22 protein-coding genes are annotated in these 21,932 nt (G+C 64.6%); 19 read left to right on the forward strand and 3 right to left on the reverse strand.

Features of this window, described 5'->3' with window-relative positions; translation table 11 throughout:
• Nucleotides 1–214: 214 nt before the first annotated feature.
• From EXZ48_RS18455 to EXZ48_RS18495, 9 genes are all read left to right on the forward strand, one after another.
• Nucleotides 215–1,045: an AraC family transcriptional regulator gene (locus EXZ48_RS18455; protein WP_130517533.1), complete on the forward strand. Its 831-nt coding sequence runs from the start codon at nt 215–217 to the stop codon at nt 1,043–1,045.
• 74 nt (nt 1,046–1,119) lie between these two features.
• The gene (locus tag EXZ48_RS18460) at nt 1,120–1,989 is read left to right on the forward strand and encodes an AraC family transcriptional regulator (RefSeq protein WP_023512492.1); all 870 of its coding nucleotides are present in this window, start codon (nt 1,120–1,122) and stop codon (nt 1,987–1,989) included.
• Between the two features lie 76 nt (nt 1,990–2,065).
• On the forward strand, nt 2,066–2,983 hold the full coding sequence (locus EXZ48_RS18465) for a helix-turn-helix domain-containing protein (RefSeq protein ID WP_245462189.1): 918 nt from the start codon (nt 2,066–2,068) through the stop codon (nt 2,981–2,983).
• A 157-nt stretch (nt 2,984–3,140) separates the two neighbouring features.
• Nucleotides 3,141–3,797 (forward strand): hydrolase, encoded by a 657-nt coding sequence (locus EXZ48_RS18470; RefSeq protein WP_023512490.1) that lies wholly within the window; start codon nt 3,141–3,143, stop codon nt 3,795–3,797.
• Nucleotides 3,798–3,869: 72 nt separating this feature from the next.
• Nucleotides 3,870–4,133 (forward strand): XapX domain-containing protein, encoded by a 264-nt coding sequence (locus EXZ48_RS18475; protein ID WP_130517535.1) that lies wholly within the window; start codon nt 3,870–3,872, stop codon nt 4,131–4,133.
• A complete protein-coding gene (locus EXZ48_RS18480) occupies nt 4,133–6,103 on the forward strand; it encodes an amidohydrolase (protein ID WP_130517652.1) in 1,971 nt (656 codons plus the stop codon). The genes EXZ48_RS18475 and EXZ48_RS18480 overlap by 1 nt, the downstream gene beginning before the upstream one ends.
• Before the next feature lie 69 nt (nt 6,104–6,172).
• Nucleotides 6,173–6,628 carry a DoxX family protein gene (locus tag EXZ48_RS18485; RefSeq protein ID WP_130517537.1) on the forward strand — a complete coding sequence of 152 codons (456 nt, stop codon included), beginning with the start codon at nt 6,173–6,175 and terminating at the stop codon, nt 6,626–6,628.
• Entirely contained in the window at nt 6,628–8,223 is a 1,596-nt protein-coding gene (locus tag EXZ48_RS18490; protein ID WP_130517539.1) for an MFS transporter, read from the forward strand. The genes EXZ48_RS18485 and EXZ48_RS18490 overlap by 1 nt, the downstream gene beginning before the upstream one ends.
• A gap of 117 nt (nt 8,224–8,340) precedes the next feature.
• Complete coding sequence (locus EXZ48_RS18495) at nt 8,341–9,162, forward strand: alpha/beta fold hydrolase (RefSeq protein ID WP_024269890.1); 822 nt, start codon at nt 8,341–8,343, stop codon at nt 9,160–9,162.
• 42 nt (nt 9,163–9,204) lie between these two features.
• Here the strand turns inward: EXZ48_RS18495 and EXZ48_RS18500 are convergent, their stop codons facing one another.
• Complete coding sequence (locus tag EXZ48_RS18500; RefSeq protein ID WP_023517211.1) at nt 9,205–10,155, reverse strand: LysR family transcriptional regulator; 951 nt, start codon at nt 10,153–10,155, stop codon at nt 9,205–9,207.
• An 86-nt stretch (nt 10,156–10,241) separates the two neighbouring features.
• Here EXZ48_RS18500 and EXZ48_RS18505 point away from each other — a divergent pair, with 86 nt between their 5' ends.
• The 9 genes from EXZ48_RS18505 to EXZ48_RS18545 are packed head-to-tail and all read left to right on the forward strand — an operon-like array spanning nt 10,242 to nt 19,557.
• A complete protein-coding gene (locus EXZ48_RS18505) occupies nt 10,242–11,096 on the forward strand; it encodes a dioxygenase (protein WP_023517212.1) in 855 nt (284 codons plus the stop codon).
• Nucleotides 11,093–12,151: a maleylacetate reductase gene (locus EXZ48_RS18510; protein ID WP_130517541.1), complete on the forward strand. Its 1,059-nt coding sequence runs from the start codon at nt 11,093–11,095 to the stop codon at nt 12,149–12,151. Before EXZ48_RS18505 ends, EXZ48_RS18510 begins: the two co-directional genes overlap by 4 nt.
• Before the next feature lie 42 nt (nt 12,152–12,193).
• A complete protein-coding gene (locus tag EXZ48_RS18515) occupies nt 12,194–13,474 on the forward strand; it encodes an ABC transporter substrate-binding protein (protein WP_023516972.1) in 1,281 nt (426 codons plus the stop codon).
• Between the two features lie 50 nt (nt 13,475–13,524).
• Nucleotides 13,525–14,244: an ABC transporter ATP-binding protein gene (locus EXZ48_RS18520; protein WP_023516973.1), complete on the forward strand. Its 720-nt coding sequence runs from the start codon at nt 13,525–13,527 to the stop codon at nt 14,242–14,244.
• On the forward strand, nt 14,241–14,960 hold the full coding sequence (locus EXZ48_RS18525) for an ABC transporter ATP-binding protein (protein WP_023516974.1): 720 nt from the start codon (nt 14,241–14,243) through the stop codon (nt 14,958–14,960). Before EXZ48_RS18520 ends, EXZ48_RS18525 begins: the two co-directional genes overlap by 4 nt.
• A complete protein-coding gene (locus tag EXZ48_RS18530) occupies nt 14,947–15,810 on the forward strand; it encodes a branched-chain amino acid ABC transporter permease (protein WP_023516975.1) in 864 nt (287 codons plus the stop codon). The genes EXZ48_RS18525 and EXZ48_RS18530 overlap by 14 nt, the downstream gene beginning before the upstream one ends.
• A gap of 9 nt (nt 15,811–15,819) precedes the next feature.
• Nucleotides 15,820–16,902, forward strand: coding sequence for a branched-chain amino acid ABC transporter permease (locus EXZ48_RS18535; RefSeq protein WP_130517543.1), 1,083 nt, complete (start codon nt 15,820–15,822; stop codon nt 16,900–16,902).
• Nucleotides 16,895–18,649 carry an FAD-dependent monooxygenase gene (locus tag EXZ48_RS18540; protein WP_130517545.1) on the forward strand — a complete coding sequence of 585 codons (1,755 nt, stop codon included), beginning with the start codon at nt 16,895–16,897 and terminating at the stop codon, nt 18,647–18,649. Before EXZ48_RS18535 ends, EXZ48_RS18540 begins: the two co-directional genes overlap by 8 nt.
• 8 nt (nt 18,650–18,657) lie before the next feature.
• Entirely contained in the window at nt 18,658–19,557 is a 900-nt protein-coding gene (locus tag EXZ48_RS18545; RefSeq protein WP_023516978.1) for an intradiol ring-cleavage dioxygenase, read from the forward strand.
• Between the two features lie 112 nt (nt 19,558–19,669).
• Here EXZ48_RS18545 and EXZ48_RS18550 read toward each other — a convergent pair whose 3' ends face one another.
• Nucleotides 19,670–20,569 carry a LysR family transcriptional regulator gene (locus EXZ48_RS18550; protein WP_023516979.1) on the reverse strand — a complete coding sequence of 300 codons (900 nt, stop codon included), beginning with the start codon at nt 20,567–20,569 and terminating at the stop codon, nt 19,670–19,672.
• A gap of 156 nt (nt 20,570–20,725) precedes the next feature.
• Between EXZ48_RS18550 and EXZ48_RS18555 the strand changes: the two genes are divergently transcribed.
• A complete protein-coding gene (locus tag EXZ48_RS18555; RefSeq protein WP_023516099.1) occupies nt 20,726–21,415 on the forward strand; it encodes a hydrolase in 690 nt (229 codons plus the stop codon).
• A gap of 90 nt (nt 21,416–21,505) precedes the next feature.
• Here the strand turns inward: EXZ48_RS18555 and EXZ48_RS18560 are convergent, their stop codons facing one another.
• Nucleotides 21,506–21,922: a MarR family winged helix-turn-helix transcriptional regulator gene (locus EXZ48_RS18560; protein ID WP_023516098.1), complete on the reverse strand. Its 417-nt coding sequence runs from the start codon at nt 21,920–21,922 to the stop codon at nt 21,506–21,508.
• Between the last annotated feature and the right edge of the window lie 10 nt (nt 21,923–21,932).

Consider the following 21,932-nt stretch of genomic DNA (forward strand, 5'->3'; position numbering starts at 1 on the left):
GTTATCCTCACTCGTGGATATCTTCGTTGAGCAACAGATAAATCCGCAGGCGCCAAATAAAAATAGACATAATAATGCATTTATTATTGACTTAATCGCAATTGTTTGTGGCTGCCGCCGAGCGTTGCATGCAGCACCGGGCTGGCCTAAAGTCGCGCAACATCCGGTCTCGCCTTGATGATATCGCTCAGCCGGAGGGATTGAGAGTTTGCCGTTGACGTTTCCAGAAAAAGAACTCAGCTGCGTAGGCCTCTGCTTCGGGACACCTGAAGCGCCCAGCCTCACCACCGTCCCCATCAAATCCGCCACCTTCTCCGTCACCAGTATCCGCAAGGATCTCGGCGTGGGAGAACCGTGCGACATCCGTCTTCCCGCCTGCAGCGCCTATTTTCTCATGCTCTATCTCGATGATGTGGATCATGCGGATATCCGGCCGGACGGAACATGCACGCCAGTTCGCTGCTACGAGCGCGGATCGATCTGCCTGGTCGATCTCGACGAAGGGGCCGCCATTCGCCTGCACAGCCGGCTGAACGCCTTGGCCTTCGTCCTGCCGAAGTCGCTTTTCGAGGAGGCCGCAACCCTTTCCAAAAGCACGGAAAAGCGCCGGCTAGCCTGCCGGCGCGGCAGGCCGGACAGCGTGCTGAGCAATCTCGGGACGGCCCTCCTCGTCTTGCTCGGAGGCGGCCGACAACCCTCGCCGCCCGCGCTGTTGCGTCACATGGCGGTCGCCATCTGCGCCCATCTCCTGCATCAGTATGGCGAAACGCCCGACGATGCCTCGGCAGCCACGCCGCAGTCATCCCGCCCGGGAGCAGCAGTGCCGGAAAATGGCCATGCCGTGCAGCACGGTGAGCCACCGCTTTCCCTTCTCGCCACGGCCGCGGGCCTTGCCGAGGATGAATTCCTGAAAGAATTCAAGGACGCGACGGGCCTGACACCCGCACAATGGCTGATATGGATCCGCGCAGAGCGCGCCAGAGAAACTGACGACGGTTTTACACGAACCTTCCGCCAGCACGCATATACGGACCGCCTTTACTAAGGAAAATCCTTTGCCTCGGCAGGGGGAAAACACGCACTCTTTATCCGTCCATCAACCAATTGCAGGAGGACACGGTGAACGACGCAGACCCGATCGACCCGACCGCCGCCCTGCACCGATCGACCCTGCATGCCGCGCCACTCGTCATCACGCGGCTGAGCTGTGACCGGGACGATCTTGCTCCTGATCCACCGAGCGTGCGGGAGGAAGCCTTCCACATCATCACGCAGCTGCGCGACTTCCGGCTGCACCGGCTGTGGCGGGGCGAGGCGCTGGTCTTCGAAGGCGGGCACCCCAAGGGAGCGCTTGCCATCACCGATCTTCGCGAGGAATGGCGCTGCCATCATCTTTCGCCCTTCGACAATGTCCGCTTTCAGGTTCCCTTCTGGCATGTTCGTGCCTTCGCCGACGAGCTGGGCCGACCCGAACTGTCGGGCTTCAAATGCCCGCCCGGCACGGTCGATGCCGTCGTGCTCGGCCTCGCCCAGGCACTGCTGCCGGCGCTGGAACGGCCGCGGGAGGCCAGCCGCCTGTTCGTGGACCAGGTCAGCCTGGCCATCCTGACGCACCTCACTCAAACCTATGGCGGCGTCTACTTCCCCGCCGAGCGCAAGGGCACGCTGGCGTCCTGGCAGGAAAAACGCGCGTTGGAATTCCTTTCCACACGCCTCGACGGCCGGTTCTCGATTGCCGAGCTGGCGGAAAGCTGTGAACTGTCACAAAGCTATTTCATAAAGGCCTTCAAGGCGAGCTTCGGGCGCACGCCCGCGCGCTGGCTTATGGAATATCGTATTGCCCACGCCAAGGACCTGCTGCGCACCGACATCTCCATCGCCGAGATCGCTATCAGCTGCGGCTTTGCCGACCAGAGCCATCTGACGAAGACCTTCTCCGCGGTGACGGGTGAGACGCCGGCGCGCTTCCGCCGCGACAACCGACCCTAAAATTTCTGGATTGGCGAACCCGGCCCGCACGGCGTAAATTGCCTCGGGGGGAGACAAGATTCAGAGGAATGAAGCCGTGAGCAATGCCTCTTCGATGACGGCTGTCCCCTTGCCCCGGGACACCCTGGGGTGCAGCCTCTCCCGGCTTGCGGAGGACCGCCGCATCGATGCCGGCGGCATGACGTTCTATCGCAAGAAGGCGGAGAAGGCGCCGCCCGAGCCCGTAGCGACGCCTGCCACCAGCCGCGGCTACCTGCTGGGGCTCTCGCTTGCCGGCGGCCACCGGCGACGAATTTACCAACCGCACCATTCGACCCTGCACGACTTCGCGGAGAACACCGTCTATCTGCGCTCCTTCCAGGATGCCTATCGCGCCGAGCTTACCGGGTCATTCGACTTCGCGCTCATCGAGATCGGCCCCTGCGCGATCGAGCGCATGGCCGACAGTGCAGACCTCGAAGGCGTCAGCGGGCTACGGGCTTGCAATGCGCAACCCGATCCCGTGCTGGGTGTACTGATGGGCGCGCTTTTTGCCCCGACGAACGATCAACTGGAACGCAGCGCCCTATTCGTCGACCAGCTCTCGGTGGCGATCGGCATTCACGTCACACACCGCTACGGCGATGCCGGCCGCACAACGGCGGCCGCGCGGGTTGCCGGCCGCCGCCTTTCGCCGCGCCATTTGGCCATGATCCGGGAATGGATGCGCAACCGTCTCGGCGGCGACCTTTCCATCCGAGAACTGGCGCATGCCTGCAACCTTTCCGAGGGGGCTTTCCTGAGAGCTTTTCGCGCGACGGCCGGCAAGACGCCACACCAGTTCCTTATGCAGGAACGCATGGACCAGGCGCGCGACCTGCTTGCTCGTTCCGTGCTCTCGATCAGCGAGATCGCAGCGGCCTGCGGCTTTGCCGACCAGAGCCATTTCACGCGGATTTTCTCCCGTGTCGCCGGGATTTCGCCGGGGGCCTGGCGGCGCAGCCGGAGGTTCTGACCAGAGGTACCGTCAGCGTGCAAAGGCACGAAAATTCAACTCAGAAACCTGACAAAATGTTCAAAAGACAGACATAGGCGACAAGAACGACAGAAGGCGGAAAGGCATAGTTCGGGTTCCGGAGACCTCCAACCGGCATCCAGAAAGGGAGAAGTCCATGACCCCGAACGCCACGCCCACCCCAGGCAGCCTCCTGATATCCCCCGCCGACCACACGCTGATCATGATCGACTTCCAGTCGCAGATGTCCTTTGCGACCAAATCGATCGACGCGGTGAACCTGCGCAACAATGCGGCTCTCGTCGCCCATGGCGCAAAGGGGTTCGGCGTCTCGACGATCCTGACGACGGTTGCCGAGAAGACCTTTTCAGGGCCGATGTTCAGCGAGATCACCGACGCCTTTCCCGGCCAGCCGCTGCTTGACCGCACCTCGATGAACACCTGGGAAGACGCCGCTGTGATTGCCGAGGTCAACCGCATCGGCAAGAAGCGGCTGGTCATGTGCGGCCTGTGGACCTCGGTCTGTATCGTCGGTCCGTCCCTATCGGCGCTCGACCAGGGCTTCGAGGTCTATGTTATCGCCGATGCCTGCGGTGACATCTCCACAGAAGCTCATGACCGCGCCATGGACCGCATGGTGCAGGCGGGCGTGCGCCCGATGACTGCCCTGCAATACCTGCTCGAGCTGCAGCGCGACTGGGCCCGGGCCGAAACCTACGAGTTGACGACAGGCATCGCAAAAAAATTCGGCGGCGCTTACGGCCTCGGCATCATCTACGCCAAAACCATGTTCGGTGCGTCCGAGGGCCATTGAGCCGTTTGCCTTACCCCTCTGCAGGCTCTGCTCCTGCTGTGAGGCGCTCGATCCGTGATGGAGGACGCAGCGATGAAACTGTATCTGCTCTCGCTCGGCGCCGGCCTGCTCGTCGGCGTGATCTACAGCCTTCTCAATGTGCGCTCCCCAGCGCCGCCGGTGGTCGCACTGGTCGGTCTCCTCGGCATGCTTGCCGGAGAGCAGCTCGTGCCGCTCGCCAGATCGCTCTGGAGCCGGGAGATGGCAGGCCAATCCTGGCTGCACCATCACGTCAAACCGCACGTCTTCGGTGAACTGCCGAAGGGAGGCGAACCGCCAGACAGGAAACAGACATGATGCCGACACGCCGCAATTTTCTGGGTGCAACGGCCGCCGCCCTTGCTTTGGGCAGTGGCGTTTCCGCGCGTGCCCAACAGGAGCCCGAAGCGATGACCGCTGACCTCATCCTCCGCAATGGCCGTTTTACGACCCTCGACCGCAGCAGGCCGAAGGCGAGCGCCGTGGCGATTGCCGCCGGCACCTTCCTTGCCGTCGGCGAGGAGCAGGAGGTGATGGCGTTTGCCGGGCCTGCCACGCGGGTCATCGACCTCAAGGGCCGAAGCGCACTGCCCGGCCTTTGCGACAACCATACCCACGTCGTGCGCGGTGGCCTCAACTTCAACATGGAACTGCGCTGGGACGGCGTGCGCTCGCTGGCCGACGCCATGGATATGCTGAAGCGGCAGGTGGCAAACACGCCGCCACCACAATGGGTGCGCGTCGTCGGCGGTTTCACCGAACACCAGTTCGCCGAAAAGCGGCTGCCGACGCTCGATGAGATCAATGCCGTGGCACCCGACACCCCGGTCTTCCTGCTTCATCTCTATGACCGGGCGCTGCTCAACGGCGCCGCGCTCAGAGCCGTCGGCTACACCCGGGACACGCCGAACCCGCCCGGCGGCGAGATAAGCCGCGATGAGAAGGGCAATCCGACAGGCCTGCTTCTGGCAAAACCCAATGCCGGCGTCCTCTATTCGACGCTCGCCAAGGGACCGAAGCTCCCCCTCGACTACCAGGTCAATTCTACCCGGCATTTCATGCGCGAACTGAACCGGCTCGGCGTCACCTCCGTCATCGATGCCGGCGGCGGCTTCCAGAACTATCCGGATGACTATGCCGTCATCCAGAAGCTCTCCGACGAGAACCAGATGACCGTGCGGCTGGCCTACAACCTCTTCACCCAGAAGCCGAAGGAGGAGAAGGAAGACTTCCTCAACTGGACGAAATCCGTCAAATACAAGCAGGGCAACGACTACTTCCGGCACAACGGCGCAGGCGAGATGCTCGTCTTCTCCGCCGCTGACTTCGAGGACTTCCGCGAGCCCCGGCCGGACATGCCGCCGGAAATGGAAGGAGACCTCGAGGCGGTCGTGCGGATCCTTGCAGAAAATCGCTGGCCCTGGCGCTTGCACGCCACCTACGATGAAACGATTTCCCGCGCTCTCGACGTGTTCGAGACGGTGAACCGCGACATCCCCCTCGCCGGTCTCAACTGGTTCTTCGACCATGCCGAGACAATTTCGGAACGCTCGATCGACCGTGTCGCCGCGCTCGGCGGCGGTATCGCCGTACAGCATCGCATGGCCTTCCAGGGCGAATATTTCGTCGAGCGCTATGGGCATGCGGCCGCGGAAGCGACGCCACCAATCGCCCGCATGCTGGAAAAGGGCGTCAAGGTCTCCGCCGGCACGGACGCGACCCGCGTCGCCTCCTACAATCCCTGGATCTCGCTCGCCTGGATGATCACCGGAAAGACGGTGGGCGGCACCGCGCTCTATCCACGCCGCAACTGCCTTGATCGCGAAACGGCGCTTCGGATGTGGACGGAAAATGTCACCTGGTTCTCCAACGAGGAGGGCAGGAAGGGTCGCATCGAAGTGGGCCAGTTCGCCGATCTCGTCATCCCCGACAAGGACTTCTTCACCTGCGCAGAAGACGAAATCTCCTTCCTGACCTCCGACTTGACGATGGTCGGTGGAAGGGTTGTCTATGGCGCAGGCGACTTCGACGACCTCGACGAAAACCCTGTGCCGCCGCCCATGCCCGACTGGTCCCCGGTCAGGACCTTCGGCGGCTACGCGGCCTGGGCGGAGCCGGAAGGCGCGGGCAGACGATCATTGCGCCGGGCGGCGATCTCGGCATGCGGCTGCGCCAGCGCCTGCGGCGTGCACGGCCACGACCATGCCGCCGCCTGGACATCGAAACTGCCGGTCGGCGATCTCAAGGGATTCTTCGGCGCGCTCGGCTGCGCCTGCTGGGCGGTATGAGGAGAATGCGTCCGGCGCACCCATGGGGCAATTGATATTCGAATAGTGGAAAACAGAGAGATAGGCATCATGTCCGCAACCATGGAACAGCGCGCCGCCAGGGTCTGCGCGCGCTTCGTCATCAACCATCCGGTGCGCTGGATCGCGCTGCTGGGCCTGTGCGCCGCCTACATCCAGGGCAGCGTGATGAAACTCTTCGACTTCAACGGCGCGATCGCCGAGATGGAGCATTTCGGCCTTACCCCGGCTGCCCCCATCGCCGCGACCATCATTTTCTTCGAGCTTGCCTGCTCGGCCATGGTGCTCTCCGGCTTCTGGCGCTGGATCGGCGCGCTGGCGCTTGCCGGCTTCACGCTCATGGCGACCTTCATTGCGCTGCGCTTCTGGGAAATGCCATCCGGCATGCCACGCATGATGGCCACCAACTCCTTCTTCGAGCATCTCGGACTTGCGGGTGCGTTCGTGCTGGTCGCCTGGTATGATCTGCACCGCTGGAAGAACGGCGCGAAAGAGGACTGGAGCTGATGGCCGAAGCCCCCAACACCCCTCGCGCGGGCGCGTTCGCCCCGCTACGCCAGAAGGTCTTCGCCGTGCTGTGGGTGGCGACGATCATCGGCAATATCGGTACCTTCGTGCGCGATGTTGCCAGCTCCTGGCTGGTGACGGACCTGTCGGCGGCACCGGCGGCGGTGGCGCTCATCCAGGCCGCATCCACCTTTCCGATCTTCCTGCTGGCTATTCCTGCGGGCGTGCTCTCCGACATCCTCGACCGCCGAAAATTCCTGATCGCCATCCAGCTCATCCTCGCCTCGGCGAGCCTCTGCCTGCTGGCCCTGTCAGCGACGGGCCTGCAGACGGTCACCTCGCTCGTCGCCTTCACCTTCGTCGGCGGCATTGGCGCGGCGCTGATGGCTCCCACCTGGCAGGCGATCGTTCCGGAACTGGTGACAAAGGGGGACGTCAAGGGCGCCATCGCCCTCAACTCGTTGGGCATCAACATTTCGCGGGCGATCGGTCCAGCGCTTGGCGGTGTCCTGCTCGCCTCCTTCGGGGCTGCCGTCACCTATGGCGTCGATGTCATCAGCTACGTGTTCGTCGTTTCCGCCCTCCTGTGGTGGCGGCGAAAAACGGAAGGCGAGGACGCGCTTTCCGAACGGTTCTTCGGTGCCTTCCGCGCCGGCCTGCGCTATGCCCGATCGAGCCGGGACCTGCATGTCGTCCTGGTGCGCGCAGCGGTCTTCTTCGCCTTCTCCAGCGCAGTCTGGGCGCTGTTGCCGCTGGTGGCGCGCAATCTTCTCGGCGGCACGGCGGGATTTTACGGCGTGCTGCTCGGCGCGGTCGGGGCCGGCGCAATCGGCGGCGCCTTCCTGATGCCGCTGCTGCGCACCCGGCTCGATGTGGACGGGCTGATGCTGCTGGCGGCCCTCGCTGCAGCACTGGTGATGGCGGCGCTCTCCCTTGCCCCACCGCAATGGGTGGCCATCCTGTTGCTGCTTCTCCTCGGTGCCGGCTGGATCACCGCGCTCACCACGCTCAACGGCACGGCCCAGTCCGTGCTGCCCAACTGGGTGCGCGGCCGCTCGCTCGCCATCTATCTCACCGTGTTCAACGGGGCGATGACAGCGGGGAGCCTCGCCTGGGGCACGATCGCCGAAGCGCTCGGCATCGCCACGACGCTCCTCGTCGCGGCTGCCGGCCTCGTCATAGCCGGCCTTGTCTTCCACCGGCTGCACCTGCCCAGGGGCGAGGCGGATCTGGTGCCTTCCAACCATTGGCCCGAACCCTTGACCGCCGAACCCGTCGACCATGACCGTGGCCCCGTGCTGATCACCGTGGAGTACCGCATCGACGACGCCGACCGCACGGCATTCCTTCAGGCCCTCCATCGCTTCTCTACTGAACGACGGCGTGACGGCGCCTATGGCTGGGGCGTGACCGAGGATGCAGCCGATCCGAACATCGTCCTCGAATGGTTCTTCGTCGAATCCTGGGCCGAGCACCTGCGCCAGCATCGCCGCGTTTCCAAGGCGGATGCCGATCTCCAGGAGGATGTGCGCCGGTTCCATCGTGGCGGAGAACCACCCCGCGTCCGACACCTGCTGGCCGCCGGAAAGCACTGAACGCCATCGCAGGCCAATGCATTCCCGCCGGTAAGCCAGCCTCTTCACAGGGCTCCCGGCAGACGCCGGAGCCACCACCGTTGCCGCCCAAGCCATAACCAAGCAAGGAGCATACTGATGAGCACCATCACGACGAAAGACGGGACCCGGATTTTCTACAAGGATTGGGGCAAGGGCCAGCCGATCCTGTTTTCCCACGGCTGGCCGCTTTCGGCAGACGCCTGGGATGCGCAGATGCTGTTCTTTGGCCGGAACGGTTTTCGTGTCATCGCCCATGACCGGCGCGGCCATGGGCGGTCTGACCAGCCCTGGAACGGCAATAACATGGATCAATATGCCGACGACCTTGCGGAGCTGATCGAAAAGCTCGACCTGAAAGACCTCGTCATGATCGGCCACTCCACCGGTGGCGGCGAGGTCGTCCACTATATCGGCCGCCACGGCACTGCCCGCGTAGCGAAGGTCGTGCTGGTCGGCGCCGTGCCACCCCTGATGCTGAAGACCGATGCCAATCCCGAGGGCACGCCGCTGGAGGTTTTCGACGGCATTCGCGCGGGAACAGCGAACAACCGTTCGCAATTCTTCAAGGACCTGACCATGCCCTTCTATGGCTTCAACCGTGACGGCGCGAAGGCCAGCGAGGGCCGGCGTCAATCCTTCTGGCTGCAGGGCATGATGGGCTCTATCAAGGGTCACTACGACTGCATCCACGAGTTCTCCGAGATCGACTACACCGAAGACCTGAAGAAGATAGATCGCCCAACATTGATCGTGCACGGCGATGACGACCAGATCGTGCCGGTTGCCGCCTCCGCGGAAAAATCTGCAAAGATCGTCAAAGATGCGAAACTGCTCGTCTACAAGGGCGGTTCGCACGGCCTTGCCGAAATCGACGCCGAAAAATTCAACGCCGACGCGCTCGCCTTTATCAACGGCTGAGCGTTTGGAACACCAGCGCCGGGCAAGGCCCGGCGCTCCTCCTCAAACACCCCAGACGATCGCCTCTTCATGCCGCTTGATGAGGTGCTTCAGCGTATCGAACCCAGCCTGCACATGGCGGGCGAAGTGATCGACCGCCGGCATGCGTGGCGCATCGCCGCGCTTCAGAAGGCCAAGTGCACGCTCGGGATGCGGCACGTTGATGGGCAACGCCGTGATCGATTTCTCATTCCGCTGGGCAAAGACCACGCCGTGCGGCAGCACGGTAAGTGCATCGGTGCCCTTCAGGTAGTTGACGACGCTGAACAACGAGCCGCCGGTATAGCGGATGCGCAGCTCCGTCGCGCCGAAGGAGAGCAGCATGCTGCGCAGGTCTGCCAGCAGCGGGCTGCCCGGCGGCGGGGCGACCCAGGGGTAATCCAGCAGATGCGACGGCTGCGGCCGGCGCTTGAGGAGCAGCGGATGCGTGACGCGGCAGGCGACGACGTTGCGGCCGGGCAGGATCTGCTGGAATTCGAGGCCCGAGCCTTCGTCGAGGATATCGATGGGGCAGATGGCAAGGTCGATCTGGTCGGCCTTGAGGGCTGCGCGCAGGTCCGGGAAATAGCCGTAGATCTGGTCGATGCGCACATCCGGATGCTGGGTCTGGAAGGTCGCGATCATGTTTGAGATCAGCGCATCCATGAAGAAGGGCGTGCCGCCGATGCGCACCGTGCCGCCCTTGCCGACGCGAAAACTCTCGATCGTATCGGAAGCCTTGCGCGAGGCGGCGAGCATGACCTGGCCGTGATCGGCGAGCGCCCGGCCGAGCGGTGTCGGCTGAAGGGGGCGGCGGCCCTTGAGGAACAAGGGTTCACCGAGGCGCTTTTCCAGCATGGAGAGCGTGCGCGAGACGGCGGGCTGGGCAAGGCCGAGCAGCGCCGCGCCCTCGGTGACGCCGCCCGTCCTGACGACGGCGGCAAGCTGGATCAGGTGGCGCTCGTCTATCTTCATAACGATCCGTTATATTCCTGCCGAACAAAATCATCAATGCCCATGCCGCGCCTTGCTACAGTCTCCTCAAGGTTGGAGGAAACAGCATGGCCGTCCCTGTCGATACCCTCGCCTCCTCGGAGGTGTTTTCCCGGCGGCTTACAGCCGTTGGAGAGGGGCCGTTGCGGCAGGCGCTGATCGGCACGGTGACGCATCTCCACGCCCTCATCCGCGAATTGAAGCCGACGCCCGCCGAGTGGCGCAGCCTGATCGCCTTCCTCACCGATGTCGGCCACGCCTCGGATGACCGGCGGCAGGAATGGGTGCTTTTGTCGGACCTGCTCGGCGCGACGGCGCTGGTCGAGGAGGTGAACGCCCATCGCCCGAAACAGGCGACGCCGGGCACGCTGCGCGGTCCGTTCTTCCGTGCCGATGCGCCGGCCCGGGCGCTGGGCAGCGATATCTCGCTCGACGGCGTCGGCGAGCGCCTCGCCGTCTTCGGTCGTGTGGTCGATCTCGACGGCGAACCCGTCGCGGGGGCGGAGATCATCACGTGGCAGGCCAACGCCGCCGGGCTCTACGAGAACCAGCAGCCCGATCTCCAGCCGGAGTTCAACTTGCGCGGCCTTTTCCGCACGGATGGCGAGGGGCGCTTCCATTATCTCACCGTCCGGCCCGCCGGCTATGGCGTGCCCGACGACGGGCCGGTCGGCGCGCTGCTGCTGAAGGCCGGCCTGCCGCTGCGCCGCCCGGCGCATCTGCAATTCCTGATCAAGGCATCGGGTTTCGAAACGCTTGTCACCCACCTCTACGACGGCAGCGATCCACATCTCGCCGAAGACCCGCTCTTCGCCGTCAAGCCGGAACTCGTCTGCCGTTTCGAGCGGATGGGGGAAAAACCCTGCTGGCGGCTCGATTTCACCTTCGTGCTGGCGCGCGCAAAACAGGGAGCAAGGGCATGAGCCGCGATTTCGTCTATTCCACCAGCCCGGCCCATATCGTCTTCGGCGCCGGCAAGGCCGCAACGGTCGGCGACTGGATCGACCGCATCGGCGCCCGCCGCGCCCTCGTGCTGGCAACGCCGCACCAGAAGGCGGATGCGGAGAGGCTGGCGGAAACGCTGGGCGCCCGTGCGGCCGGGGTTTTCGCCGGGGCGGTCATGCACACGCCCGTCGATGTGACGGAACAGGCGATGGATGTGGTGCGCCGGACCGCGGCGGACGCGGTCGTCTCGCTCGGCGGCGGCTCGACGACGGGGCTCGGCAAGGCGATCGCTTATCGCACCGACCTGCCGCAGATCGTCATCCCCACCACCTATGCCGGTTCGGAGGTGACGCCGATCCTCGGCCAGACCGAGGGCGGGCGCAAGACGACGGTGCGCAGCGCCAGCATCCTGCCGGAGGTGGTGATCTACGATCCCCAGCTCACCCTCGGCCTGCCGGTCGGCATGAGCGTGACGAGCGGCCTCAACGCCATGGCCCATGCGGTGGAAGCGCTTTACGCCGAGGATCGCAACCCCGTTTCCTCGCTGATGGCTGTCGAGGGCCTGCGTGCCTTCCGCAAAAGCCTGCCCGGCATCATCGAAAAACCCGGCGACGGCGAGGCGCGGGCGGAGGCGCTTTACGGCGCCTGGCTCTGCGGCACGGTGCTCGGTACGGTCGGCATGGCGCTGCACCACAAGATCTGCCACACGCTCGGCGGCACCTTCGATACGCCCCATGCCGAGACCCATGCGATCATGCTGCCGCACACTGCGGCCTTCAACGCCGTCGCCGTGCCCGATCTGCTCGCCCCCGTGGCGGAGATTTTTGGCGGTTCGGTCGGCGGCGGGCTCTGGGATTTCGCCAGGGCGGCGGGAGCGCCGCTGGCGTTGAGGGATCTCGGCCTTTCGGAAGGCGATCTCGACCTTGCCGCCGATATCGCCACGCAAAACCCCTATCGCAATCCGCGCGCAATCGACCGGCCGTCGATCCGCGCGTTGCTGCAGGCGGCCTGGGAGGGCCGGCGGCCGGACTGACAACACCCTTCGGGAGGAAGGGAACGGGAGGAGGAACCCATCATGTTTACGAGACGCGATTTCCTGAAGACGACGGCCGCCGGCGGCGCCGCGGCCCTGACATCCGGCCTCTCCATGCCGGCGCTGGCGCAGAATGCGGCCATCAAGCTCGGCTATGTGAGCCCGCAGACCGGCCCGCTCGCCGCCTTCGGCGAAGCCGACAGTTTTGTCATTGACGCCTTCCTTTCGGTCGCCAAGGCCAAGGGGCTGAACTACGAGATTGTTGTCAAGGACAGCCAGTCGAACCCCAACCGGGCGGCGGAGGTGGCAAAACAGCTCATCGTCGACGACGAGGTGAACCTGGTGCTCGTCGCCTCGACGCCGGAGACGACCAATCCGGTTGCGACGACCTGCGAGGCGGAGGGCATGCCCTGCATCTCCACCGTCGCGCCCTGGCAGCCCTGGTTCATCGGCCAGCAGGGCAATCCCGGCGATCCCGCCTCGTGGAAACCCTTCGACTACGCCTACCACTTCTTCTGGGGGCTGGAGGACGTCATCGCCGTCTTCACCAACATGTGGGCGCAGGTCGAGACCAACCGCAAGGTCGGCGGCCTCTTCCCAAATGATGGTGACGGCAATGCCTGGGGCGACAAGGTGGTCGGCTTCCCGCCCGTGCTCGAAAAGATGGGCTATTCGCTGAACGATCCCGGCCGCTACCAGAACATGACCGACGATTTTTCCGCGCAGATCAATGCCTTCAAGGCGGGCCAGTGCGAGATCATCACCGGCGTCGTCATCCCGCCCGATTTCACCACCTTCTGGAACCAGGCCAAGCAGCAGGGTTTCGTGCCGAAAGTGGCCTCGATCGGCAAGGCGCTGCTCTTCCCGCAGGCGGTGGAGGCGCTGGGCACGGCCGGGCACAATCTGTCCTCGGAAGTCTGGTGGTCGCCGAGCCATCCGTTCAAATCCTCGCTGACGGGCGAAAGCTCGGCCGAGGTCGCGGCCGCCTTCACCAAGGCGACCGGCCGGCCCTGGACGCAGCCGATCGGCTTTGCCCATGCCCTCTTCGAACTCGCGGTCGATGCGCTCTCCCGCGCCGAGGACCCGACGGACGGCGACGCGGTCGCCGCGGCCATCGCCGCGACGAAGCTCGATACGCTGGTGGGCAATGTCGCCTGGGGCGGCGCGGGCCTGCCGCCCTTTGCGGCGAAGAACGTGGCGAAGACGCCGCTCGTCGGCGGCCAGTGGCGGCTGAAGGAGGGCGGTGGCTACGACCTCGTCATCACCGACAACAAGACCGCGCCGGCCATTCCCGTCGGCGGCACGATGGAAGCGATCGCCTGAGCGTGAGGAAGGCCTGCGGGTGAGAAAACCCGCAGGCTTGGAGGATACCCATGACATTGCTTGAACTCGACAAGGTCTCGAAGAAATTCGGCGCGCTGACCGTCGCTGACAGCATCAGCTTTTCCGTGGCGGAGGGCGAGGCGCTCGGCATCATCGGCCCGAACGGCGCCGGCAAGTCGACGCTGTTCAACCTGATCAACGGCACGATCGCCGCCGACAGCGGCACGATCCGTTTTTCCGGCGCCGACGTCACCCGCACGCCGCCGATGGCGCGCTGTCTTTCGGGCATGGGGCGCACCTTCCAGATCCCCCAGCCCTTCGAAAAGCTGACCGTGTTCGAAAACCTGCTCGTCGCCGGCAGTTTCGGCGCCAGGCGCAGCGAGGCGGAGGCCTATGACCATTGTGCCGAGATTCTCAGCGAAACCGGCCTTCTCGACAAGGCCAATGTGCCGGCCGGCGGCCTGACGCTGCTCCAGCGCAAACGCCTGGAACTCGCCCGCGCGCTCGCCACCGAGCCGCGCCTCCTGCTGCTCGACGAGATCGCCGGCGGGCTGACGGAGGGCGAATGCCTGTCGCTCGTCGCCACCATCCGCGCCATCCATGCCAAGGGCGTCGCCGTCATCTGGATCGAGCATGTTCTGCATGCGCTGACATCTGTCGTCGAGCGGCTGCTGGTGCTGAATTTCGGCCGGGTGATCGGCATCGGCGCGCCGGACGAGATCATGGCCTCACGCGAGGTCAAGGAAATCTATCTGGGGATCGAGATATGACCGCGCTCCTCGAAACCAGGGGGCTCACCGCCTTCTACGGCGATTTCCAGGCGCTGTTCGGCGTCGATATCCGCGTCGAGGCCGGCGAGACCATCGCCATTATCGGCGCCAACGGCGCCGGCAAGACGACGCTGATGCGCGCCATCTCCGGAGTGCTGAAGAGCGCCGCCGAGACCATCCACTGCCGCGGCGAGGCCATCGGCGCGCTCGCGGCGCCCGACATCCTCTCGCGCGGCGTCGCCATGGTGCCGGAAGGACGGCGTCTCTTTCCCTCGCTGACCGTCGAGGAGAACCTGCTCATCGGCGCCTATGGCAAGCGCCGCGGCGTCTGGACGCTCGACAGCGTCTACACGCTCTTCCCGATCCTGAAGGAGCGCCGCAACAACCCGGCGACGGCGCTCTCCGGCGGCCAGCAGCAGATGGTGGCGATCGGCCGGGCGTTGATGGCCAATCCGGATGTGCTGCTCTGCGACGAGATCAGCCTTGGCCTTGCCCCCGTCGTGGTGCGCGACATCTACGCCGCCTTCCCGCGCATCCGCGCCTCGGGCGCCTCCATCGTCATCGTCGAGCAGGATATCGGCCAGGCGCTGAAGGTGGCGAGCCGCGTCTATTGCATGATGGAGGGGCGCATCACCCTGTCAGGCCGGCCGGACGATCTGAGCCGCGACGCCATCCACGCCGCCTATTTCGGAGCCCAGCGCCATGAGCCTCATTGATACCATCGTCCAGGGCGTTTTGCTCGGCGGGCTCTATGCGCTGTTCGCGGCGGGCCTCAGCCTCGTCTTCGGCATCATGCGGCTGGTCAACCTCGCCCATGGCGACCTCATCGTGCTCGCCGCCTTCCTGCTGCTCGTGCTGGTCTCCACCCTCGGCCTCAACCCCTTCCTCGCCGCGCTCTTCGTCGCGCCGCTTATGTTCGCGCTCGGTTATGTCTTGCAGGAGGTGTTGTTCAACCGCACGCTCGGCAAGGACGTGCTGCCGCCGCTGCTCGTCACCTTCGGCCTGTCGATCGTCATCCAGAACGGCCTGCTGGAAGGCTTTTCAGCCGACAGCCGCCGCATCTCCGCGGGATCGCTGGAGACGGCCTCGATGGCGGCAGGCCCCGTCACCATCGGCCTGATGCCGCTCTTGGCCCTGCTCTCGGCCGTCGCCGTCATCGTTGGCCTCAACCTCCTCATCTACCGCACCGCGCTCGGCCGCGCCTTCCGCGCCACGTCGGACGACGCGGTAACGGCTGGCCTTATGGGCATCCGCCCGCGCAAAATCTTCGCCATGGCGACGGGGCTGGCCATGGTCGTGGTGACGATTGCCGCGCTCTATCTCGGCACACGCGCCAATTTCGACCCGACCGCCGGCCCGGCCCGGCTGATCTACGCCTTCGAGGCGGTCATCATCGGCGGCCTCGGCTCGCTGTGGGGCACGCTGGCCGGCGGCATCATCCTCGGGGTCGCGCAGACGCTCGGCGCGGCCATCAATCCCGAATGGCAGATCCTCTCCGGCCATCTCGCCTTCCTCGCCGTTCTTCTCGTCAAGCCGCGCGGCCTCTTCCCGCGCGCCGTCGATTGAGGTGTTTTCATGAGCATCGCCCTCCCCTCCCTCAAGGTCGAAACCCGCAACAAGGCCTCGTCGGTCTCGCTGCTTCTCGCCGCCGCCGTGCTGGCGCTCGGCCTTGCCGCGCCCTTCCTCGTCTCGCGCGGCGCGGTGCAGGACCTGTTCTTCATTCTCACCATGCTGGTGCTGGCGCAGAGCTGGAACCTGCTCGCCGGCTATGCCGGGCTGATCTCCGTCGGCCAGCAGGTTTTCGTCGGCTTCGGCGCCTATGCCATGTTCGGCACAGTCATCCTTCTCGGCGTCGATCCGCTGCTGGCGATCCTGATCGCCGGGCTGTTGTCGGTCCTCCTCGCCATTCCCACCGCCTTCTTCACCTTCCGCCTCTACGGCCCCTATTTCGCCATCGGCACCTGGGTCGTGGCGGAGGTCGTGCGCCTCAGCTTCGCCCAGTGGAAGGCGCTCGGCGGCGGCACCGGCACCTCGCTGCCGCGCGAGGCGGTGCGCGACATGGCCGGCGTCTCCCTCTTGCGCGACTTCTTCGGCATGAAACCTGCGCAGGCAAGCGACGCCATCACCTATTGGCTGGCGCTGATCCTTGCCGCCGCCACCATCGGTTTCATCTACCGTCTCCTGCGCAGCAAGCAGGGCCTCGGCCTTGCCGCCGTGCGCGACAACGAGCAGGCCGCCCGCGCCGTCGGCGTCGATGCGCGGCGCATGAAGGCGCTGGTCTATCTCGCCACCGCCTTCCTCACCGGCCTTGCCGGCGCGCTGATCTATGTGCAGAAGGCCCGCATCTCGCCCGACGCCGCCTTCTCCGTCACCGACTGGACGGCCTATGTCATCTTCATCGTCGTCATCGGCGGCATCGGCACCATCGAAGGGCCGCTCCTCGGTGTCATCCTGTTCTTTCTGTTGCAGAACCTCATGGCCGATTACGGCTCCTGGTATCTCCTGATGCTCGGCCTTGCCGGCATCCTCGTCATGCTCTTCGCGCCGCGCGGTCTCTGGGGCGCCTTCTCCGACCGCACCGGCATCCAGCTTTTCCCGGTCCGCCGCAAACTCGTCGGCGGCCCCGCCATCCATCAGGGAGGAACCTCACATGGCTGACATCACCACGGACGTACTGATCATCGGCACCGGCCCCGCCGGCTCGGCCACCGCGGCGCTGCTTTCCAGCTACGGCGTCGAGAACATGGTGATCAACCGCTACCGCTGGCTCGCCAACACGCCGCGCGCCCACATCACCAACCAGCGCACCATGGAAGTGCTGCGCGATCTCGGCCGCGACGTGGAGGACGAGGCCTACATGTTCGCCGCCGGGCAGGAGCTGATGGGCGAGAACGTCTTCTGCACCGCGCTTGCGGGAGAAGAAATCGGCCGCATGAAGAGCTGGGGCATGCACCCCACCTCGCGCGCCGAGCACCAGCTCTCCTCGCCGACGCTGATGAACGACCTGCCGCAGACCTTCATGGAGCCGCTGCTCTTCCGCACCGCCTGTTCGCGCGGCACGCAGGCGCGTCTTTCCACCGAATATGTCAGCCATGAGCAGGACGGCGAGGGCGTCACCACCACCTGTCTCGACCGGCTGACCGGCAAGACGTTCACGGTGCGTTCGAAATATCTCGTCGGTGCGGATGGTGGCAATTCCAAGGTGGCGGAACATGCGGGCCTTGCCTTCGAAGGCCGCATGGGCGTCGCCGGCTCGATGAACATCCTCTTCGAGGCCGACCTGTCGCGTTATGTCGCCCATCGTCCCTCGGTGCTCTACTGGGTCCTCCAGCCGGGCGCCGATGTCGGCGGCATCGGCATGGGGCTGGTGCGCATGGTGCGCCCCTGGCACGAATGGCTGATCGTCTGGGGCTACGACATCAACCAGCCTGCCCCCGCCGTGGACGAGGCCCATGCGAAGAAGGTGGTGCGCGATCTCGTCGGCGTCGCCGATCTCGACGTGACGATCAAGTCGGTCTCGACCTGGACCGTCAACAACATGTACGCCACCACGCTTTCGAACGGCCGCGTCTTCTGCATGGGCGACGCCATCCACCGCCATCCGCCCTCCAACGGCCTCGGCTCCAACACCTCCATTCAGGACGCCTTCAACCTCGCCTGGAAGCTCGCCCATGTGCTGAAGGGCCAGGCCGGCGCAAAACTGCTCGACAGCTACCAGGCCGAGCGCGCGCCGGTGGCAAAACAGATCGTCACCCGCGCCAACAAGTCGATCGAGGAATTCGGCCCGATCTTCAAGGCGCTCGGCCTGCTGGATTCCGTCGATCCCGTGAAGATGCAGGAGAACATGGACGCCCGCTGCAACGACACGCCCGCCGCCGAGGCGCAGCGGGCCGCTATCCGCAAGGCGATCGCCGCGAAGGTCTACGAGTTCGACGCCCATGGCGTGGAGATGAACCAGCGTTACCGCTCCGACGCCGTCGTCAATGACGGCCAGCCGGAACCCGCCTTCGTGAAGGACCCGGAGCTGCATTTCCAGCAGACCACCTGGCCCGGCGCGCGCCTGCCCCATGCCTGGCTGTTTTCCGAGGACGGAAAAAAGGTCTCGACGCTCGACCTTGCCGGCCATGGCCGCTTCACCGTCCTGACCGGCCCCGGCGGGCAGGGCTGGATCGAGGCTGCAAGGACAGTCGGCCGGGCGCTCGGCATCGAGATCGCCGCCCATGCCATCGGCCCGCGCCAGCAATGGCAGGATTTTTCCGGCGACTGGGCCAATCTCAGCGAGGTGCGCGACGGCGGCGTGGTGCTGGTGCGCCCCGACCACCATGTCTGCTGGCGGCATGCTGAAAATTCCGCTGATCCGGCCGGCGACCTCAGCCGGGTGCTGACCGCCATTCTTGGAAAGTGAGACGCGTGATGGACGAGCATGAAAAGGGTTTCTTCACGGAGGAAAACTCCGTCGAGGTCGTCGCCGGCCGCAACCGCAACGCCAGGGACGCGCGGCTGAAGGCGATCATGGAGGTGGTGACGCGCAAGCTGCACGAGGCCGTCAAGGAGATCGAGCCGACGCAGGAGGAGTGGATGGAGGCGATCCTCTTCCTCACCCGCACCGGCCAGATGTGCAACGAATGGCGGCAGGAATTCATCCTGCTCTCCGATACGCTCGGCGTGTCCATGCTGGTCGACGCCATCAACAACCGCAAACCCTCCGGCGCTTCGGAAAGCACGGTGCTCGGGCCATTCCATGTGCAGGATGCGCCGGAACTGCCGATGGGCGCCAATATCTGCCTCGACCAGAAGGGCGAGGACATGGTCATTTCGGGCCGCATCCTCGACACGGCCGGCCGGCCGATCGCGGGCGCGGTGCTGGATGTCTGGCAGGCCAACGACGAGGGGTTCTACGACGTCCAGCAGCTCGGCATCCAGCCGGAATTCAACCTGCGCGGCGTTTTCCGAACGGGTGAGGACGGGCGCTACTGGTTCCGCGCCGTCAAGCCGAAATTCTACCCGATTCCGCATGACGGCCCGGTCGGCAGGATGCTCCAGCATCTCGGCCGCCACCCCAACCGTCCGGCACACCTGCACTACATCCTCAAGGCCGAGGGTTTCGAAACGCTGATCACCCACATCTTCGACCCGGACGACCCCTATATCAATTCGGATGCCGTCTTCGGGGTGAAGCAGAGCCTGCTCGCGGAATTTCGGCGCGTGGACGACCCGCCGCGGGCGAAGGCCTATGAATTCGCCGGACCGTTCTGGGAGGTGGAGTACGATTTCGTGCTGGCGCGGAAGGGTGAGGCCCGTGAAGCGCCCTGAAGCATCGTTCCCCGTTGACGTGACAATTGCAACACGCGGGGGCGATCCTGATCGCCCCCGCGCACCCTGCAAACGGAGCCATCGATCAAGGCCGTGATGGCATAAGCCTCCCCTATTGCAGCGCCGACATATAGGCAGGCACGTGCTGCTCGAAATATTTCGAGAAGGCGGCAATGCGTGGCGGCAGCGTCTGATACGGGGGATAGTACAGGGTCAGCCACAGCTCGGGCGGCGACCAGCGCGGCAACACGTGCACCAGCCGACCGGCCTTCAGATGCGCTGCGACGTGAAAGCGCGGCAGCAGCGTGACGCCAGCGCCCTCCGCCGCCATGTCGGCCAAGACGTCGCCATTGTTCGCGCTGAAGCTTCGGCCGGCGGAAATCTCGATGTTCGCGCTGCCGTCCGAGAGCACCCATGCTTCCCGACGGCTTTCGCCGCTATAGGCGAGGCACTCGTCGGGCGTCAGTTCGCCGGGATGGTCCATGGCGGCGAACCGGCTGTCGGGCGCTGCCACGAGCACGCGGGGGATGACGCAGACCTTTCGCCAGATCGTGAACTTGTCGGAAGGCGCCGAGGAGATTCGGATGGCAAGATCGAAATCCTGGTCGAGGATGTTGACGAAGCCATCGGCCAGGGAGATCTCGAAATTGATCTTCGGATAGAGCTTTCGAAACCCGGAGAGGATCGGCGGCAGAACGGCCTTACCGAACCATGTCGGTGCGCTGATGCGAAGCCGTCCCTGGTCCGTCTTATGGGCATCCATGATGTCCTTGCGCGCCGTTTCGAGCGCCTGGAACGCCGGCTGGATCTGCGCGGCGAAGATCGCGCCGTCCGTCGTCAGGGACACCTGGCGCGTCGTCCGCACGAAGAGCTGAAGACCGAGCTCCTCTTCCAGCGCGGCGATGGTGCGCGTGATGGCGGCAGGCGCCATGTTGAGTTCCCGCGCCACCTGGGCGAAATTTCGCTTCTCGGCAGCCAGCAAGAAGATGCGCAGGGCCTTGTAGTCATTCATCTCTATTATTTCTCTAATCGCAATTCATTGCGAATTATTATTGCAATTTTCCAACACAATCAATGCCGCTACCTTGTCTCTATCGAAACACACCGACGCAAAACGGAAAGGGCAAGGGCGAGGAACCCTTCCCCCCAAACCAGAGAGGAGACAGACATGTCCAGGAAACTCGAAGTCCTGACCCCGGAAAACAGCCAGATCATCTTCATCGACCAGCAGCCGCAGATGGCTTTCGGCGTTCAGTCGATCGACCGCCAGGCGCTGAAAAACAACGTCGTGGGGCTTGCCAAGGCGGCCAAGACCTTCGGCATTCCGGCAACCATCACGACCGTCGAGACGGACTCCTTCTCCGGCCATACCTATCCGGAGCTGCTCGCCGTTTTCCCCGAAAACGATATCCTCGAGCGAACCTCGATGAATTCCTGGGACGACCAGAACGTCCGTGACGCGCTCGCTCGGAACGCTGCGGCCGGCCGCAAGAAGATCATCGTTTCCGGCCTGTGGACGGAAGTGTGCAACACCACCTTCGCCCTCTCCTGCCTGCATGACACCGACTACGAAATCTACATGGTCGCCGATGCATCCGGCGGCACATCGATGGATGCCCACAAATATGCCATGGATCGCATGGTCCAGGCCGGTGTCGTCCCGGTCACCTGGCAGCAGGTGCTCCTGGAATGGCAGCGCGACTGGGCCCACAAGAAGACTTATGACGCTGTCACCGCCATCGTGAAGGAACATTCCGGTGCCTATGGCATGGGTATCGACTATGCCGTCACCATGGTTCACAAGGGCGAGGAACGTACTCACCACGGCAAGCGCATTGGTCCCAATCCGGCCCGCTGAGCGTCAACCATACGTCGAACAGAGGTCGGTTCCCTCAGGAGCCGGCCTTCGCGTGTTCCGTCTTCTGCCGCGCAGGGGGAATGCTGCGCGTTATACGATCTGCTTGATAAAGCTTTCCAGCATGATTTTCAGGCGCTGGGCATCCTCGCTGCCGTAGTTGTCCTCGACCTTCGCCTCATGCTCCTCGACACGCTTGTTCTGCGAGGCAAGCATCGAGGCCCCCTTGTCGGAAAGGAACATTCGCACCTTGCGCCGGTCGGCGGGGTCGGGAACCCGATAGACGAGCGCATCCTGCACCATGCGATCCACCAGCTTTGTGAGCGTCGGCAAATTAAGCGCCAGCTCCTCGGCAAGCTTGCCCATCGGCAGCCCACCGGCCTCCGACAGAACCTTCATCAGCCGCCACTGATCCAGCGACACGCCCTCGGCTGTCAACTGGCGGCTGAGGTGCCGGTTCGCCTGAGCGAGCAGATGCGAAAGATGTTCGTTGAGCGAGCGTTCGGCCATGATTCTTTAA

This window comes from Shinella sp. JR1-6 (assembly GCF_004284735.1).
Taxonomy (GTDB): domain Bacteria; phylum Pseudomonadota; class Alphaproteobacteria; order Rhizobiales; family Rhizobiaceae; genus Shinella.